The sequence below is a fragment of the Streptomyces sp. CB09001 genome (assembly GCF_003369795.1).
Classification (GTDB): Bacteria; Actinomycetota; Actinomycetes; order Streptomycetales; family Streptomycetaceae; genus Streptomyces.
Genome location: NZ_CP026730.1, coordinates 6,360,286 through 6,376,375, shown reverse-complemented (window position 1 = coordinate 6,376,375; position 16,090 = coordinate 6,360,286). Strand labels below are relative to the sequence as shown.

General features: G+C 73.8%; 14 protein-coding genes. 3 read left to right on the top strand and 11 right to left on the bottom strand.

The features are described from left to right. Positions 1-13: 13 nt before the first annotated feature. Positions 14-544: a phage holin family protein gene (locus C4J65_RS29510; RefSeq protein WP_162833410.1), complete on the bottom strand. Its 531-nt coding sequence runs from the start codon at positions 542-544 to the stop codon at positions 14-16. Positions 545-624: 80 nt separating this feature from the next. On the opposite strand from C4J65_RS29510, the gene C4J65_RS29505 reads away from it, so the two are divergent. Next, entirely contained in the window at positions 625-972 is a 348-nt protein-coding gene (locus C4J65_RS29505) for a VOC family protein (RefSeq protein WP_115745143.1), read from the top strand. A 33-nt stretch (positions 973-1,005) separates the two neighbouring features. Here C4J65_RS29505 and C4J65_RS29500 read toward each other — a convergent pair whose 3' ends face one another. Next, positions 1,006-2,967 (bottom strand): DUF5107 domain-containing protein, encoded by a 1,962-nt coding sequence (locus C4J65_RS29500; protein WP_115745142.1) that lies wholly within the window; start codon positions 2,965-2,967, stop codon positions 1,006-1,008. A gap of 154 nt (positions 2,968-3,121) precedes the next feature. Between C4J65_RS29500 and C4J65_RS29495 the strand changes: the two genes are divergently transcribed. Next, entirely contained in the window at positions 3,122-3,466 is a 345-nt protein-coding gene (locus C4J65_RS29495) for a DUF6204 family protein (protein WP_115745141.1), read from the top strand. On the opposite strand, the gene C4J65_RS29490 is transcribed toward C4J65_RS29495, so the two are convergent. From C4J65_RS29490 to C4J65_RS29460, 7 genes are all read right to left on the bottom strand, one after another. Then, the gene (locus C4J65_RS29490) at positions 3,438-4,034 is read right to left on the bottom strand and encodes a GNAT family protein (protein ID WP_115745140.1); all 597 of its coding nucleotides are present in this window, start codon (positions 4,032-4,034) and stop codon (positions 3,438-3,440) included. The genes C4J65_RS29495 and C4J65_RS29490 overlap by 29 nt on opposite strands. A 9-nt stretch (positions 4,035-4,043) precedes the next feature. After that, positions 4,044-4,985: an LD-carboxypeptidase gene (locus tag C4J65_RS29485; RefSeq protein WP_205351089.1), complete on the bottom strand. Its 942-nt coding sequence runs from the start codon at positions 4,983-4,985 to the stop codon at positions 4,044-4,046. After that, entirely contained in the window at positions 4,982-6,949 is a 1,968-nt protein-coding gene (locus C4J65_RS29480) for a prolyl oligopeptidase family serine peptidase (protein ID WP_115745139.1), read from the bottom strand. The genes C4J65_RS29485 and C4J65_RS29480 overlap by 4 nt, the downstream gene beginning before the upstream one ends. A gap of 43 nt (positions 6,950-6,992) precedes the next feature. Then, positions 6,993-8,324 carry a M20/M25/M40 family metallo-hydrolase gene (locus C4J65_RS29475; protein ID WP_115745138.1) on the bottom strand — a complete coding sequence of 444 codons (1,332 nt, stop codon included), beginning with the start codon at positions 8,322-8,324 and terminating at the stop codon, positions 6,993-6,995. Beyond that, positions 8,317-9,150: a M55 family metallopeptidase gene (locus tag C4J65_RS29470; protein WP_115745137.1), complete on the bottom strand. Its 834-nt coding sequence runs from the start codon at positions 9,148-9,150 to the stop codon at positions 8,317-8,319. The genes C4J65_RS29475 and C4J65_RS29470 overlap by 8 nt, the downstream gene beginning before the upstream one ends. 95 nt (positions 9,151-9,245) lie before the next feature. Beyond that, the gene (locus C4J65_RS29465; RefSeq protein WP_115745136.1) at positions 9,246-9,725 is read right to left on the bottom strand and encodes an NUDIX domain-containing protein; all 480 of its coding nucleotides are present in this window, start codon (positions 9,723-9,725) and stop codon (positions 9,246-9,248) included. A gap of 10 nt (positions 9,726-9,735) precedes the next feature. Further along, positions 9,736-10,458 (bottom strand): class I SAM-dependent methyltransferase, encoded by a 723-nt coding sequence (locus C4J65_RS29460; RefSeq protein ID WP_115745135.1) that lies wholly within the window; start codon positions 10,456-10,458, stop codon positions 9,736-9,738. A 188-nt stretch (positions 10,459-10,646) separates the two neighbouring features. Between C4J65_RS29460 and C4J65_RS29455 the strand changes: the two genes are divergently transcribed. Beyond that, positions 10,647-10,922 carry a hypothetical protein gene (locus C4J65_RS29455; RefSeq protein ID WP_240330548.1) on the top strand — a complete coding sequence of 92 codons (276 nt, stop codon included), beginning with the start codon at positions 10,647-10,649 and terminating at the stop codon, positions 10,920-10,922. Between the two features lie 26 nt (positions 10,923-10,948). Here C4J65_RS29455 and C4J65_RS29450 read toward each other — a convergent pair whose 3' ends face one another. Together C4J65_RS29450 and C4J65_RS29445 are read right to left on the bottom strand one after the other, a co-directional pair. Beyond that, positions 10,949-13,450, bottom strand: coding sequence for a SpoIIE family protein phosphatase (locus C4J65_RS29450; protein ID WP_162833409.1), 2,502 nt, complete (start codon positions 13,448-13,450; stop codon positions 10,949-10,951). A gap of 146 nt (positions 13,451-13,596) precedes the next feature. Continuing rightward, complete coding sequence (locus C4J65_RS29445) at positions 13,597-16,053, bottom strand: MFS transporter (protein ID WP_115745133.1); 2,457 nt, start codon at positions 16,051-16,053, stop codon at positions 13,597-13,599. Between the last annotated feature and the right edge of the window lie 37 nt (positions 16,054-16,090).

The window sequence follows — 16,090 nt, the reverse complement described above, 5'->3', positions numbered from 1 at the left end:
GGTGCTCGGCCGGTCAGCCGCGCCCGCGTTTGTTCTCGGGGTCGAGGTCGTCCTGGCGCGGTGCCGCGGGACCGGTGCCGCCCGGTGCGGGTGTGCCCGCGCCCGGGGCGCCGGTCGCGCCGCCCACACCGCCGGGGGCGACGGGTGGCATCGGCGGGTACGGCACGCCGGGTCCGCCCGGGGGCCCCGCGGGCGCACCGTCTCCGGGGACGTGGTCGTGCCCGGTGCCGGGTGCCGGACCCGGCCGCGACGGGTGCGGCCGGGCCGCGCCGCGCAGCAGGTACGCCGCGACGCCCAGAAGGGCGGCCGTGATCAGCGCGGCGGCCCAGCCCGGGAGTGCGAGGGCGAGCGCCAGTCCCACGGCGAGCGCGACGGCGGCGCCCGCGTAGAGGGCGGCGGTGCCGGACGCGGCGTACAGCGTGGCCTTGCGGCGCTGCCTGCGGGTCTGCTCATGCAGTTCGTCGCGCACGGTCTCGCGTGCCACCTGCGCCAGTTCGTCGACCAGTTGCCTGTCCAGGTGTTCCAAGTGATCCATGCGGTCCATGCGTTGCGGGTACCCGCCGGTCCGGCTTCCATGGCCGGACCGGGAGTGGACGCCAGGCCGACCCAACTAGGCTCGTCCGTATGGACATTCTGGGAGCCACACTGCGCATCTACGTCGACGACCTGGACAAGGCGATCCCCTTCTACGAGGGTCTGGCGGGCGGCGAGGCGCTTCGCTTCGAACGCGGCGGCGTCCAGGTCGCCGCCGTCGGCTGCTTCCTGCTGATGAGCGGACCCGAGTCCCAACTCGAGGTGCTGCGCAAGGTGACCGCGACGATCGCCGTGTCGGACGTCGAGGAGACCCATCGCGTACTCGGCTCACTGGGCGCCGACATCATCGCCGGCCCGGTCGCCACGCCCGTGGGCCGCAACCTGATCGCCCGGCACCCGGACGGGGCGATCTACGAGTACGTGGACCGGCAGCAGTAGGGCCCCGGAAAGGCATGGGGGGCCGGTCGGGGCTCACTCGCCGTCCGGCCACATCCGGAAGTCGTAGCGGGCCGGGAGCGGTGCGTCGTCCAGCCGCGCCCACAGCAGGCCGATGCCGTCGGCGCCCTCCCTCAGATCGGCGACCTCGAAGCCCTCGTCGAACACGGCCCGCGCGTCCTCGCGCCGGCCCTCCGCTGCCAGCAGCTCGGCCTCGATCAGCCGGAACCGGCCGCGGGCCCGGGTCTCGGGGTCCAGCCGCTCCCACACGGCCCGGGCGTCCGCGGTACGCCCGGCCGCCAGCAGCGCCCCGATCGCCTCCCGGCCGAGGGACGCGGTGACGGCCGCCCACCCGGCGTCCTCCCTCGCCGCGTCGGTCCGGCGTGCGCACAGGTCGTCGAAGGCCTCCGCGTACCGGTCGGCGGCGCGCTCGTGGTGGCCGTCCTCCTGGTCGGCGACGGCGAGGCAGCGCAGCAACGGCCAGCGGTCCGTGGCGGACTCGAGGCCGCGCTCCCAGCTGCGCACCGCCTGTGCCCGGTCGTCGCCGTGCCACTGGGCGACACCGAGGTGGTACTCGGCCGACGGCGTGGCGGCCGTGGTCTCCAGCATGTCCCGCCAGGGCCGGGAGACCAGCGTGGCGCCGGGCGGCTCGTCGTGCTGCGGCTCGGGCAGTGCCCCGGCGCGCAACAGGTGCAGCCAGGGCCGCTGTTCCTCGCCGAGGGTGTCCTCGTCGAAGGGTGTGCCGGGCAGCTTCCAGCCGGCCCGCAGCACCTCCAGCGCGCCCCAGCCCGATCCGGTGGCCAGGCGCTCGCCGGGCTCGCTGTCGGCACCCGGCCGCCAGGCGTCGTACGCGGCGTCGACGTCGGCCCGCGGCAGGGCGTCCGCCAGCCGGTCCTCGGCCCGGCGCAGCACGGTGTGCCAGTCGCCCTGCGGGGAGGTGTCGAGCGGTCCGTACGCCTCCAGCCAGGACACCTCGCTCTCCGCCTCCAGCTTGACGTGTTCGAGCTGGGTGCGGACGAGTCCGGCCTGGATCTCGCAGTAGCCGCCGGTGCCGGGTTCGGTGAGCCACTCCTGCCAGCGGCGTCCGCCCGATCCGGTGCCCCACACGAACAGCTTGCGGCCGCGCAGCAGGTCGGTCGAGGTCTGCACCAGCCCGTGACCGTCCTCGTCGAGCGCGGCGATCCAGCGGCGCCGGTCGTCCGGCACCTCGTAGAAGTAGTCGGCGGCGTAGGTGCTGTTCAGTGGGTACGTCCGGTCGATCCCGCCGTACTCCGGGACGGGCACCCGGCGCAGGCGGCGCTCATATCCGAAGTGCCAGGCCTCGTCGGCCGGGGCGAGGACGCGGCGGTCCTCGGGGACTGCGATGTTGGACCACCAGTAGGTGGGCACCGGGCGTTCGTGCGGGTTGCGGATGCGGGCGCCGACGTAGAGGAAGTCCGAGCCCTCCGGCAGCCACAGGTCGACCTGGAAGGGCAGGTCGCGCAGCCGCTCCCACTCCCACAGGCGCAGCATCTCCCCGCCGTCGGGCGCGGGGACGCGCGCTGCGTGCACGGGCGAGCAGGACAGGGTGGTGTGGCCGGTGGCGCCCATGTTCCATTCGATGCCGCCGGAGAACCAGGCGCCGTTGAGGGCGAAGTTGGCGGGCTGGAGCACGGGGTTGACGTAGAGCAGTTCACGGTCGGTGGGCTTGTGGTGGAGGGAGGCGATGCGGCCGCCGAGGGCCGGCAGGACGGTGGCCCGCAGCCGGTCGTTCTCGATGACGAGGGCGTCCAGCTCGCGCGGTCGGCGCCCGCGGCCGTAGCCGTCCCGGACCTGTGCGGGCAGCAGACTGCGCAGGGGCTCGTAGTCGATCTGGCGGGCCATGTCGCGGGGCAGGCCCGCCCGGTCCCGTTCGTCGATGCGGTGGGCCTCGTCCAGGGGGCGCAGCGGCGGCAGGGGGTTGTCCGGCCCCAGCGGCACGGCGGGCAGGGTCAGTACCTCGCGTCGGATCGTCGTCACGGTTCCCCATGGAAGCCGCTCCCCGGCGCGGTGAACAGGGGTTCCGCCGGCCGGGTCGGGGCGACGTGGCTCACGTTTAATTCCCTGGGGCACGGGGCTGACAGGGCTTGGGGTCGGGCGGTCGGTGCGTAGGCATGCGAAGGAGAGCGGGTACGTGAGTGAGCACCACACCTGCCGGGTGATCGTCCGGGGCACCTGGGAGGGGCTGACCGAGGACGCCCGGGCCCGGTTGCTCGCCGAGGCGGGCGAGCACGGGATGCCGGGCATGCGGTTCACCGAGGAGGGGACGCCGGCCTACGAGCCCGCACCGCTGAGGCACTTCTCGATGCGTTACGTGGTGGTGTCGGACGCGGCGGACGGCGAGGAGATGGCGGGCGCGATCGCGGGCCGGGCGGAGGGCCTGCTGTGCGGGCTCGGCTACCGGTTCCGCGGTCTCGGGTCCACGGTGACGGACCTCGACACGATGAAGATCAACCGGAGGTCACGGTCTCGGCGGTGATCGCCCAGCGCTGATGGTCGCGCCAGGCGCCGTCGATGTGGAGCATTTTCGGCGAGAAGCCCTCCAGGTGGAAGCCGCAGGCGCGGGCCAGCGCGATCGAGGCGGCGTTGCCCGGCTGGACGTTGATCTCCAGCCGGTGCAGGCGCATCGGCCCGAACGCGTACCGCACCACGAGGTCCAGACCCTCACGCATCAGCCCCCGGCCGACCGCGTGCGCGAACGCGCCGTAGCCGAGCGCGCCGCTGAGGAAGCCGCCCTCGACGATGTTGTTGATGTTGACGAACCCGGCGATGGCGCCGCCGTCCGGCACCGGGCCCTCCACGCCTCCCGCTCCGTCCGCCGCCGCACCCTTCTCGCACACCAGGAACCCGGCCTTGGTGCGGTCCTCGATGAGCCGGCCCGCGTAGGCCTCGTACGCCTGGACGCTGTCCGGCGGGAAGAGCCAGGGGTGGTGCAGGTCCTTGCTCTGACGGGCCCGGGCGGTGAACTCGGCGGCGTCCGCGTAGGCGAAGTGCCGGATGCCCACGCGCGGGCCCTCGGCGAGGTGGCGGGACGGGGTGTGCGGCATGCGGTCAGCCTACGACGGGCGGCGCAGCGCCGGCCGGTCCAGCGTCAGGGTGCCCGCGTCCGCGTCGAGTTCCGCCGGTACGCCGAACGGGACGGTCAGCGCCCCCTCGCAGTGCCCGAACCCGAAGTCCTCGACGACCGGCACGCCGAGGCCGCCGAGCCGGTCGGCCAGCAGGGGCCGCAGCCGTTCGTAGGGCCCGCACTCGGCCCACGAGCCGAGCAGCACGCCGCCTACTCCTTCGAGCCAGCCGGAGCGCAGCAACTGCGTGAGGTAGCGGTCGATGCGGTACGTCTCCTCCCCCACGTCCTCCAGGCACAGCAGGCCGCCGCGCGCGGAGGGCCGGGCGTGCGGGGTGCCCAGGTCGGAGGCGAGCAGGGCGAGGCAGCCGCCCAGGGTGACGCCGCGGGCCCGGCCGGGCACCAGCGGTGTGCCGCCGGAGGTGATCACGCGGACCGTCTCCGGGTCGAACAGGGTGGCCCGCAGGTGCTCCTGCGCCCGGGCGTTCTTGATGAAGTCGATCCCGGCCGCCATCGGCCCGTGCAGGGTGACCAGGCCGAGGCGGGTGGCGAACGCCTCGTGCAGTGCGGTGATGTCGCTGAAGCCGACGAACACCTTGGGACCGGCCGCGCGCATCGCCTCCCAGTCGAGCAGGTCGGCCATGCGCTGGACGCCGTATCCGCCGCGGGCGCACAGCACGGCGTCCACGGCCGGGTCGCACCAGGCGGCCTGGAGGTCGGCGGCCCGGTCGGCGTCGGTGCCCGCGAGGTAGTCGAAGGTGCCGTGCCGGTCCAGGACGTGCGGCGCCACGACCGGGTCGAGGTCCCAGCCCCGCAGCACGTCGAGCCCCGCCTGGAGCCGCTCCTCGGGCACGGGTCCGCTGGGCGCGACGACGGCCACCCGGGCGCCGGGGGCGAGCCGGGCCGGCCGGACCAGCTCCCGCACCCGGCTCATCGGGTCAGCTCCAGGGCGGGGACGCCGGGCGGGGTCAGCCCGAAGACCTGCGCGTAGAGGGACAGCTCCGCCTCCAGGGCGCGCACCATGGTCTCCGCGCGGCGGAATCCGTGCCCCTCCCCCTCGAAGGTGAGGTAGGCGTGCGGTACTCCGCGGCCCGCCATGCGGTCGAGGAACCGCTCGCACTGCACGGGCGGGCAGATCACGTCGTCCAGGCCCTGGAGCAGCAGGAAGGGGGCGGTGACGCGCTCGGCGTGCTCGGCCGGCGACCGGTCGGTGTAGCGGTCCGGGACCTCGGCGTACGGGCCGATCAGGCTCTCCAGGTACTGCGACTCGAAGTCGTGGGTCTCGCCGGTCCCCCAGCCGGTCAGGTCGAGGATCGGGTAGCTGATCGTGCCGCAGGCGTAGACGTCGGTGGTGGCCAGTGAGGCGGCGGAGGTCCAGCCGCCCGCGCTGCCGCCGCGCACGGCGAGCCGCTCCCGGTCGGCGGTGCCCTCGTCGGCGAGGGCGAGGGCGACGGCCGCGCAGTCCTCGACGTCGACCACGCCCCACTGCTCGCGCAGCCGGTTGCGGTACTCCCTGCCGTGGCCGCTGGAACCCCCGTAGTTGACCTCGGCGACGCCGATGCCGCGGGAGGTGAAGTAGGCGATCTCCAGGTCGAGGACGAGCGGGGAACGGCTGGTGGGGCCGCCGTGCGCCCAGATGACGTACGGCGGCAGTTCGCCGTCCGGGGCCCGGCAGCCGGGGTGGTGCGGCGGGTAGAGGTGGGTGTGGATCTCGCGTCCGCCCGGACCGGTGAAGGTGCGGATCCGCGGCCGGGGGTAGAACGCCTGGTCGGCGGCGTCCTCGTGCGGGGCGCCGATCACCCGGGCGCGGCCGGTGCGGGCGTCCAGTTCGACGACCTCGTAGCCGCTGCGGGGGCTCGCGCCGACGGCGACTACCCGCTCCCCGTGCGCGGCGAGGGCGGGCGCGAACTCCGTCCAGGGGCCCGCCGCGTCGACGACCTCGCCGGTCTCGGGGTCGAGTATGCCGAGGACGGCGGCGCCCCGGCCGTGCAGAACCGCGATCAGGCCGCTGTCCAGGGGCGCGAACCAGCGCTGACCGAGCTTCCACAGCGGCCCGCCGAACTCCTCCTCGCGGGGGCACAGCGGCCGCCCGTCGCGGTAGAGGTTCCACCAGCCGGTGCGGTCGGAGGCGTACAGCAGGGTGCCGTCCGGGGCCCAGTCCGCCTGGGCGATCGACTCCTCGGGCCCACCCGCGACGGTCCGGGCCTGCTGGAAGGTGCCCTCGGAACCGACCTCCGCGACGATCAGCTCGGTGCCGTCCCAGGGCATACGGGGGTGGTCCCAGGCGAGCCAGGCGGCGCGGCGCCCGTCGGGCGAGAGGCGGGGTCCGGTGACGAAGCGGTGCCGTTCGGGGGTGAGTTCGCGCACCGCGCCCCGGTCGTCGGCTGCGGAGCCGTCCAGCGGCACGGCCACGAGGACGCGGCGGACGTCGGTGGGCCCCTCGCCGGTGAACTCCTCCAGGACGCACCACACCTCCCCGCGCTCGGGACGCGGGTCCGGCTCGATCCAGCGCAGCCCGCCGCCCACCGCGGACAGCGGCGTCAGCGGACGGGGCTCGCCGCCGCCCGGGGTGAAGGCGTACAGCCGCTGGTCGGCGAAGTTCACGAAGACCACCAGCGGACCGGCGTCGGTCGTGGCCGCGCCCCACGGCCGGCCGCCGTACTCGATGACGCGGCTGCGCACGTTCCACGGCGCGGGCAGCACCGGCTCCTCGGTGCCGTCGGCGTGCCGCCGCACCAGGGTGCGCCGTCCGCCCTCGGTGGGCCGGGGCGCGGTCCACCACACCTCGTCACCGACGAAGCCGACGTCGTCGGGCCGTCCGTCGTGCGCGGCGGCGAGGGCCGCGTCGACGGGCGAGGGCCACGATCCGTATGACAGAGTCCGCACTGACTCCCCCACTTCTCCTCCAGCTGCTTGCTCGTCCGGGCGGTGCCGGGGGTCTTTAGGCCGTGCGCAGGAAACGGTCGAGGACACGGACTCCGAACTGCAGCGCCTCGACCGGGACCCGTTCGTCCACGCCGTGGAAGAGGGCCTGGTAGTCGAAGCCCTCGGGCAGCTTCAGCGGCGCGAACCCGTATCCGGTGATGCCGAGCCGGGAGAACTGCTTGGCGTCGGTGCCTCCGGACATGCAGTACGGCACGACGTGTCCCTCGGGCGCGAACTCCTCCACCGCCGCACGCATCCGGGCGTACGTCGGCGAGTCCACCGGCGCCTGGAGGGCCACTTCGCGGTGGACGAACTCCCAGTCCACGTCCGGCCCGGTGAGCCGGTCGAGGGTGCTGCGGAACTCGTCCTCGGCGCCGTACAGGAACCGTCCGTCGACGTGGGCGACGGCCTCTCCGGGGATGACGTTGACCTTGTATCCGGCGTCCAGCATGGTCGGGTTGCTGCTGTTGCGGACGGTGGCCTCGACCAGCTTCCCGGCCTGGCCGAGCTTGTCCAGCAGCGCGTCGACGTCGCTCAGATCGGTCTCGATGCCGTAGACGGCGGCGATCTCGGTCAGGGCTGCGCGCACGGTCGGGGTCAGGCGCAGCGGCCACTCGTGGTCGCCGATGCGGGTGAGGGCGGCGGCGAGCCGGGTGATCGCGTTCTCCCGGTTCACCTTCGAACCGTGGCCGGCCCGGCCGCGCGCGGTGAGCTTGAGCCAGCCCGTACCGCGCTCACCGGCGGCGATGGGATAGAACTGCCGCCCGGCCCCGTCGTGGAAGGTGAACGCCCCGGACTCGCTGACGCCCTCGGTGCAGCCGTCGAAGAGCGCGGCGTGGCGGTCGGCGAGGAAGCCGGAGCCGTCGTCGGCGCTGGCCTCCTCGTCCGCGGTGAACGCGATCACCACGTCGCGCCGGGGCCGCACTCCGCGCCGGGCCCAGTCGCGGACGACGGCGAGGATCATCGCGTCCATGTTCTTCATGTCGACCGCGCCGCGCCCCCAGACGACGCCGTCGTGGATCTCGCCGGAGAACGGGTGCACGCTCCAGTCGGCGGCCTCGGCGGGCACCACGTCCAGGTGACCGTGGACCAGGAGCGCGTCGGCCGACGGGTCGGTGCCCTCGATGCGGGCCACGACATTGGTGCGGCCCGGGGTCCGCTCCAGCAGCGTGGGCTCGACCCCGGCCTCGGCGAGCCGCGCGGCGGCGTACTCGGCGGCCGGCCGCTCCTGGCAGTCGCCGCCGCCGCGGTTGGTGGTGTCGATCCGGATCAGCTCGGAGGTGAACCGGACGACCTCGTCCAGTGCCTGCTCGCCGGTGTCCGGTCCGGTCACCGTGTGCTCAGCCATACTGCTCCTCCACCGCCGCCGAGACGATCGTCGTGACCGCCTTGAACGTCCGGATCGCCTCGAACATCGTGTCGTGGGTGTACGCCACCTTCCGCTCCCCGACCTGAGCCACCCCGGGCACCACGGTCGCGGCCGCCGCCAGGTGCTCGGCGTCGAACTCCAGGGCGAGGGTGAAGGGTCCGCCGCTGACCGGCTCGTGCCGCACCGCGAGCGCGGCGGCCTCCTTGGCCTCGGCCCGGATGTCGGCGGCGGTCCTGGCGGGCGTACGGCACACGGCCGCGTACCGCGACACATGGTCCTTGACCGCGACCTTGCGCGCCTCGGGCGCATAGCCGAGCGCGTCCTCGCAGGCCACGTCGTCGCCGGTGACCAGCACCACGGGCACTCCGTACTCGGCGACCACGTGGGCGTTGAGCAGACCCTCACTGGCCCGTACGTCGTTCAGCCAGACGCCGGTGAGCTGGTTGGCGAGGTAGGTGTGCGCGAGGACGCCCTCCATGCCGGCGCCCGCGTGGTACCCGATGAACGCGATGCCGTCCACGTCCCCGTGCTGGACGCCCTCCACCATGGACAGCGCCTTGTGCCGGCCGGTCAGCATCTCCGTGCGCTCGTCGAGCCGCTCCAGGAGCAGGTTGCGCATGCTCCAGTGCGCCTCGTTGACCAGGACCTCGTCGGCGCCGCCGTCGAAGAAGCCCAGCACGGCCGCGTTCACGTCCGAGGTGAACATCGATCGGCACCGCTCCCACTGCGGCGTCCCCGGCAGCACGTCGGCCGGCCAGGTGACGCCGGTGGCGCCCTCCATGTCGGCACTGATGAGGATCTTCATGGCTCGAACCGTACGCGCTGCCCGGCCACCTCTGCCAGGGCTGTGGATAACCATCGGTGGTCTATACCACTAAAGTGACCTCGTACGGCCTACGATCAGCCCTTTCCCGGAGGATCAGTCCACCGACCACCCGGCACCAGGGCGTCGAGGACGGCCTCCAACCGCGGCGGTTCGACCCGGTCCGGCAGCGCGCTCAGGCCGGATCTGGCCGTCCACACGTGCGTGTCCAGGTTGGCCCGTTCGTCGGGGAGCAGGCCGGTCCGTACGAGCGGCGGTCGCTCCTCGGCGAACTCGGCGACGAAGAAGTGCTCCGTTCCGACGTACCGCTTGCCCTTCCACCACACGTCTCGGTCGACCGGAACGGACCGGTCCAGCACCGCGGCGGGGTCGAGCCCGGTCTCCTCGGCCAGCTCGCGTCGGGCCGCCGCCAGGGGCGTCTCGCCCGGCTCGATGCCGCCACCGGGCGGCTCCCAGAGGTATGTCCCGTCGAACGGGTCCCGCCAGCGCAGGAGCAGCAGGCGACGGGCGGCGTCCAGGCAGACGACCCGGGCCGCGGGCCGGTGCGTCGTTTCCACCCGCCCGAGGCTACGCGGTACCCGCCACCACCCACGTCGACGGCAGCTCTATGCGGGTGCCGTCGGTCGTGTACTCGGTGGTGACCAGCGGGAGTTCGCCGCGGGCCAGGACGGTGAGGCCTGCCGCGCGGAGGTACTCGGGCACCGCCTCGTCGGGGACGGCGCCGGGGGTAAGCCCGTGGCGGAGGACGGGGGCGAGCTTGGCGGGCGGTCCGGCGGGCCCCTGGGCCAGGCCCATCAGGACGGTCCTGGCCGCCTGGGAGGGCTCGACGAGGAAGGCGCGGCCGCGTGCGCCGAGGAGCGCGGCGAGGGCGTCGGCCAGGGGCTGCCGGTCGTCGGGCTCGCACTGGTGCAGGACGCCCCGGACGTAGACGTTGGCGTCGCCCAGCTCCGCGTGCAGCGCCTCCGCCTCGGCCTTGTCGGCGGCGTCCAGTTGCCGGTACGCGGCCAGTCCGGCCGGGTCGGCGTGGCGGGCGTGGGCAAGGGCGGCGGCGGCGAGGTCGGCGCCGACGACGTGCGGGAAGCGTTCGGCGAAGTAGCGGGTCTGGGTGCCGTTGCCGCAGCCCAGGTCGATCAGCGGCAGGGCGGGGTCGGTCAGGTGCGGTTCGAAGTGGGCCAGGTGACGGCCTGCGGTCAGGGTCGGCTCCGCGTCCCAGAACACCGCCCCGCGGTCCCCGGAGGCCTCGTTCCAGAAGCCCTCCCAGGCGTCCCGGTACCGACTCGTCACGCTCATGCCCGTCTCCCCAGGTGCGACGACGTACGACCCGCCGGCGACGGGTCCGTACGGTGTATCGCGCCCGGCGCACGGCCACAAGCGCCGGGCGCATTCCTTCACCGGTAGTTCGCGCCGGGCGGATTCGGGCCACGGGCAGGTCGGCTAGATTACGTCGGTCGGCCGGGGAAGTGCCGACGGGGGCGGTCATGGGGACGGGGGAAGACGTGGGTGTCGGAAAATACCGGGACATCGAGGTCGCGGACATGCCACCGGTGCTCGCCGCCGTCCTCGGCGTGCTCCTCCTGGGCCTGTTCTGCGGCCTCATCTGGTACATCACCAGGCTCGACCACACGAGGCTCAGGGACCCCCGGGCCCGTGCGCGGGCCGAGCGGCGCAGGAAGAGCCGCCGCAGGCAGCAGGAGCTGCGTGCCCGGCGGCAGTCCCTGCAACGCAGGGCGGAACGGCGCCGCGAGGAGACCTGACACGTCGGCACACGGACGGCGCCGCGCTAACGGTGCCGGGCGGGCAGGGTCAGCTCGAACCACACCGTCTTGCCGGCGCCGGTGCGGCTGGCGCCCCATTCGCGGGCGAGGGTGCTGACGACGCGCAGACCGCGCCCGGACTCGTCGTCGGGGCCCGCGCTCTTGAGCGTGGGCAGTTCGTGATCGTCGTCGTCCACCTCGCACAGCAGCGTGTCGGCACGCACCAGGCGCAGTGCGACGGGACGGGCGCGGGAGTGCCGTACGGCGTTGGTGACGAGTTCGCTGACCATCAGCTCGGCGGGGCCCGTCAGCTTCGGCAGCCCCCAGTCGTGGAGTTGCTCGCGGACCGCCGCGCGGGCGCGGCCCACCTCGGCCGGGTCGCGGGCGAGGCGCCACTCGGCGACGGCGTCGGGCTCGATGCCGGTCAGCCGGGCCATCAGCAGGGCGACGTCGTCCTTGCGGCCGCCGCCGGTGCCCAGGGCGCGGATGATGGTGTCGCAGGCGTCGTCCATGGACGCGGCCGGGTGGGCGGCGGACTCGCAGAGGGTGGCGAGGCCGACGCCGATGTCCTCGCCGCGCACCTCCACCAGGCCGTCGGTGCACATCACCAGCCGGTCGCCGGGCGCCACCGGGACGCGCACCGACTCGAAGGGCACCCCTCCGACGCCGATCGGCGCCCCCGTCGGCAGGTCGATCAGCTCGCTGGCGCCGTCCTCGGCGCGGACCAGGACGGGCGGGATGTGGCCGGCGTTGGCGAGGTGCAGTTCACCGGCGATGGGGTCGTACACGGCGTACAGGCAGGTCGCGAGGTGGGTGTCGCCGAGCCGCTGGGCGAGGTCGTCGAGGTTGCGCAGGAGCTGGGCCGGGGGCAGGTCGAGGCCGGCCATGGTCTGGACGGCGGTACGCAACTGGCCCATCATCGCCACCGAGTTGAGACCGTGTCCCATGACGTCGCCGACGACGAGGGCGGTGCGGGCGCCGGGCAGTTTGACCGCGTCGAACCAGTCGCCGCCGACCCGGCCGAGCAGCGTGCCCGGCAGGTAGCGGGTGGCGATGTCGCAGCCGGCCAGGCGCGCGGGGATGTGCGGGAGCATGCTGTCCTGGAGCGTCTCGGCGACGTTCTCCTGGTGGGTGTACATGCGCGCGTTGTCGAGGACGAGGCCCGCGCGGGCGGCGAGTTCGGCGCCGGTGACGCGGTCCATGTCGTTGAAGACGGGCCGCTCCGGGTGCCGGAGCAGGATCATGAAGCCGAGGACGACGGTGCGTGCCTTCAGCGGCACCAGCAGCATCGAGCGGCCGGTGATGAGCGGCCGGATGTCCCGCTTCTCGAACTGGGAGGCGATGGCGTGGCCCATCTCCTCGGTGATGCGGGGCACCAGGACCGGCTCACCGGTGGTCATGCACTGGAAGAAGGGGGTGTGCGCCGGGAAGGGCATGGCCTCGCCGACCGGTACGACGTCGTCCCAGCGGCCGGGTTCGTCGGTGTGTTCCAGGGCGACCCGGTGCCACATCGTCGTCGTGTCGGGCACGCCGTCCGGGAAGCCCTCCCCGGCGACGACCTGTTCCCGCAGGTAGGTGCCGGCGACGTCGGTGAAGCGCGGGACGACCGCCCGGCTCACCTCGACGATGGTCCGGGAGAGGTCCAGCGAGGTGCCGATCGCACCGCTGACCTCGTTGAGGAACTCCAGGCGTTCGCGGACCGCGGCGTACTCCAGGTCCTCGGCCTCGTCCCGCAGCTCGTCAGGCACCGGTTCGCCGGCCGCGAGTGCCCGCGCCGCCCGCTCGCGGCGCGCCCTGCGCTCGGCCCGCCGGGGCACGCCCCAGTCGGGGGTGACGGGCACCCGGTCGTGCTGGCTGAACTCCAGGACGGGGTAGCCCAGTTCAAGGACCTGCGCGACGATGCGGGCGCTCTCGCCGACGCTCATGCTGGGCAGGATCTCGGGGAGGCGGCGGGCGAGTTCGTCGGCGCCGGGGAAGTCGGTGTGCAGGGCGAATCCGGGGGCGATCCGCTCGACGACGGCCGGCCCGGCGCCGTCGTCGGCCCGGTCGGTGTAGTCCCGCCGCAGTCCGTCCGCGTCGGCGGCCAGCACGAGCAGCCGCTCCGAACCGGGTCCCACCAGGGGATAGGCCCACCAGAGCACGTCGACGCGGGCGTCGGCCCGCACGGTCAGCCGGGCGCGGCCCGCGGCGGGGTAGGACAGCCGCCCGTCGAGGGAGGACTCCAGGCCGGGCCCCAGGCCCTCGTCGGCGTACGAGCGGTAGGCGTCGTCGTGCCCGGTGCCGTCCAGCTCCGTGTCCCCGGGGAGCACGCCCGAGACGGGCAGCAGATCGGGTGCGGGCCGTCCGATCGCCTCTTCCTTGGGGAGGGCGAACAGCCGTCGTGCACCACGGCTCCAGTGGGAGACCAGTCCGTCGCGGTCCACCACGACGACGGCCAGCGGGACGCGGCCCGTCACGGGGTCGGCCGGCACGGTGTCGGGTCCGGCACGGTGGCCGGGAGGTGCGTCCCGCTCGGTGCCATGGTCCATGGCGTCAGGCCCTCTCTGCCCACGGCTCCGCAAGATCTGTGTCGCCGCCACCACCGTACGGGGGTGGCCGGTGACCATGTGCGGCAACGGGGGAATTGGTGGCGCGCGAACACACCGGCGCGCGCCCGCGCGCCGGTGTGCCGGTCTCAGTCCTCGTGGCCGAGCTGCAGGTCACGCTCCGTCCTGCCGCCGCCGGCCACCTGGAGCACGGTCGCGACCGGCGGGTATCCGGCCGCGATGACGGTGTACTCGCCGGACGACAGGTCGACGAAGCGGAACGTGCCGTCCGGGCCGGTGGTGAGGGTGTCCACCACGTTGCCCGCGGCGTCGAGCAGCGTCACGCGCGCGTCCTCCACGGCCCGTCCGCCACTGGCCCGCACGGTGCCGCGCAGCACGGCGCCGCCGGCCAGCTCGACGTCCTGGCGGGTCTCCCGGGCGGCCTGGACGCTGACCGGCAGCGCGGCCGGGCGGAAGGCGGGGGCGCTGGCGGCGAGGGTGTACTCGCCGGCCACCAGCTCCGTGATGACGTAGCCGCCCTCGCGGCCGCTGCGGGTGGTGGCGACGACCTCGCCGTGGACGTTGGTGAGGGTGACGGTCGCGTCGCGCACGGGGCTGCCGTCGGCGGTCATGACGCTGCCCGCGAGGCGGCCGGCGCCGCCGAGGACCACGTCGAGTTCCACCGGACGCTCGCCGACCGTCACCGAGACCGCCTGCGGCTGGTGGCCGCCGGCCGCGGCGATCAGGACGTACGCCCCGGAGCCGGGCGTGGCCAGCGCGTACCGTCCGTCGTCGCCGCTGGCGCCCCGGCCGATCTGCTGTCCGCCGACGTCGATGAGGGTGAGCGCCGCGCGGGGCACGACGGTGCCGTCGGGGTGCTGGACCGTGCCGCAGACGGGGATGCCGCCGGCGTAGGGCGACCTGGCCGGCGGGACCTGGGCGGCCGGCTGGGCCTGCGGCGCGTGCTGTGCGTGCTGTGCGGTCTCCGGGTCGGTGACGGGGGCGTTGTGGGACACCAGGGGTTTCTCCTTGAGGAAGAGGGCGATGAGGAGCCCGAGGACGAGCACCGGCACCAGGTAGAGGAAGATCCGCGGCATGGCGTCGGCGTACGCCCCGATGTAGGCGTCGCGCATGGCCGGGGGCAGGGAGTGGACGAGCTGGGGGGTGATGGCCTCGGCGTCGGGGAGGTCGACTCCCGCTTCGGCGGGGATCCGGTCGGCCAGGGCGTCGGTGAGCCGGCCCGCGAAGAGGGTGCCGAAGACGGCCGCGCCGACGCTGCCGCCGATCTGCCGGAAGTAGTTGTTGGCGCTGGTGGCGGTGCCCAGGTCGGTGGGGCGCACCGAGTTCTGGACGGCGAGGACCAGGACCGGCATCACCAGGCCGATGCCGGCGCCGAGGACGGCCATCCAGATGCTGTAGTGCAGCCGGGACGTGTCGGTGCCGAGGCGGGAGAGCAGCCACATGCCGAGGACGGACAGTGCGCTGCCCAGGATCGGGTGGATCCGGTAGTGACCGGTGCGGCTGATGAGCTGTCCGGAGATGATCGAGGCGCCGACGATGCCGCCCATCATCGGCAGCATCAGCAGGCCGGACTCGGTGGCGCTGGCGCCGTCGACCATCTGGAGGAAGGTCGGCAGGTAGCTGGCGGCGCCGAACAGGGCGACGCCGATGACCAGGCCGACCAGGGCGGTGACGTTGAAGATGGAGTCCCGGAACAGGCGCAGCGGGATCAGAGGTTCGGGCGCGAAGTGCTCGGCGACCAGGAAGAGCAGGGTGGCCGCGACCGCTCCGGCGCCGAGGCCGAGGATGACCTCTGAGCCCCACTCGTACTCGGTGCCGCCCCAGCTGGTGAGCAGCACCAGGCAGGTGGAGGCGGCGGCGAGCAGCAGGGCGCCGAGGATGTCGAGGCGCGGCTTGACCCGCGGCCTGGGCAGCTTGAGGACGACGGCGACGACGGCCATGGTGACCAGGCCGAAGGGCACGTTGATGTAGAAGCACCAGCGCCAGGTGAGGTGGTCGGTGAAGTAGCCGCCCAGGAGCGGGCCCGCGACCGAGGCGAGTCCGAAGGCGGCGCCGATCAGGCCCATGTACCGGCCGCGTTCGCGGGGCGGCACGATGTCCGCGATGATCGCCTGGACGCCGATCATCAGGCCGCCCGCGCCGACGCCCTGCACCGCGCGGAAGGCGATCAGCTGGTCCATGGTCTGCGCGCGTCCGGCGAGCGCGGAGCCCACGACGAAGACCAGGATGGCGAACTGGAAGACGCCCTTGCGGCCGAAGAGGTCGCCGAGCTTGCCGTAGATCGGCAGTCCGACGGTGGAGGTGAGCAGGTACGCGGTGATGGCCCAGGACATCTTGTCCAGACCGTGCAGCTCACCGACGATCTTCGGCAGCGCCGTGGCGACGATCATCTGCTCCAGGGCGGCGAGCAGCAGCGCCAGCATCAGCCCGACGAAGACCAGCCGCACCCGGCGCGGGCTCAGCCCGGCGTCCCGCTCCCCCTCCGGCTCGGGAACGGGCGCCTCCGGGGGTGCCTGGGCCGTAACGACCGGTTCGTCGTGTGCGGGATCCCTTACCGGGTCCTGCACCAGAGTGATCCCGCCCACGTACCGCTCCCCTCGTCACACCTGCTCACATTTGCCG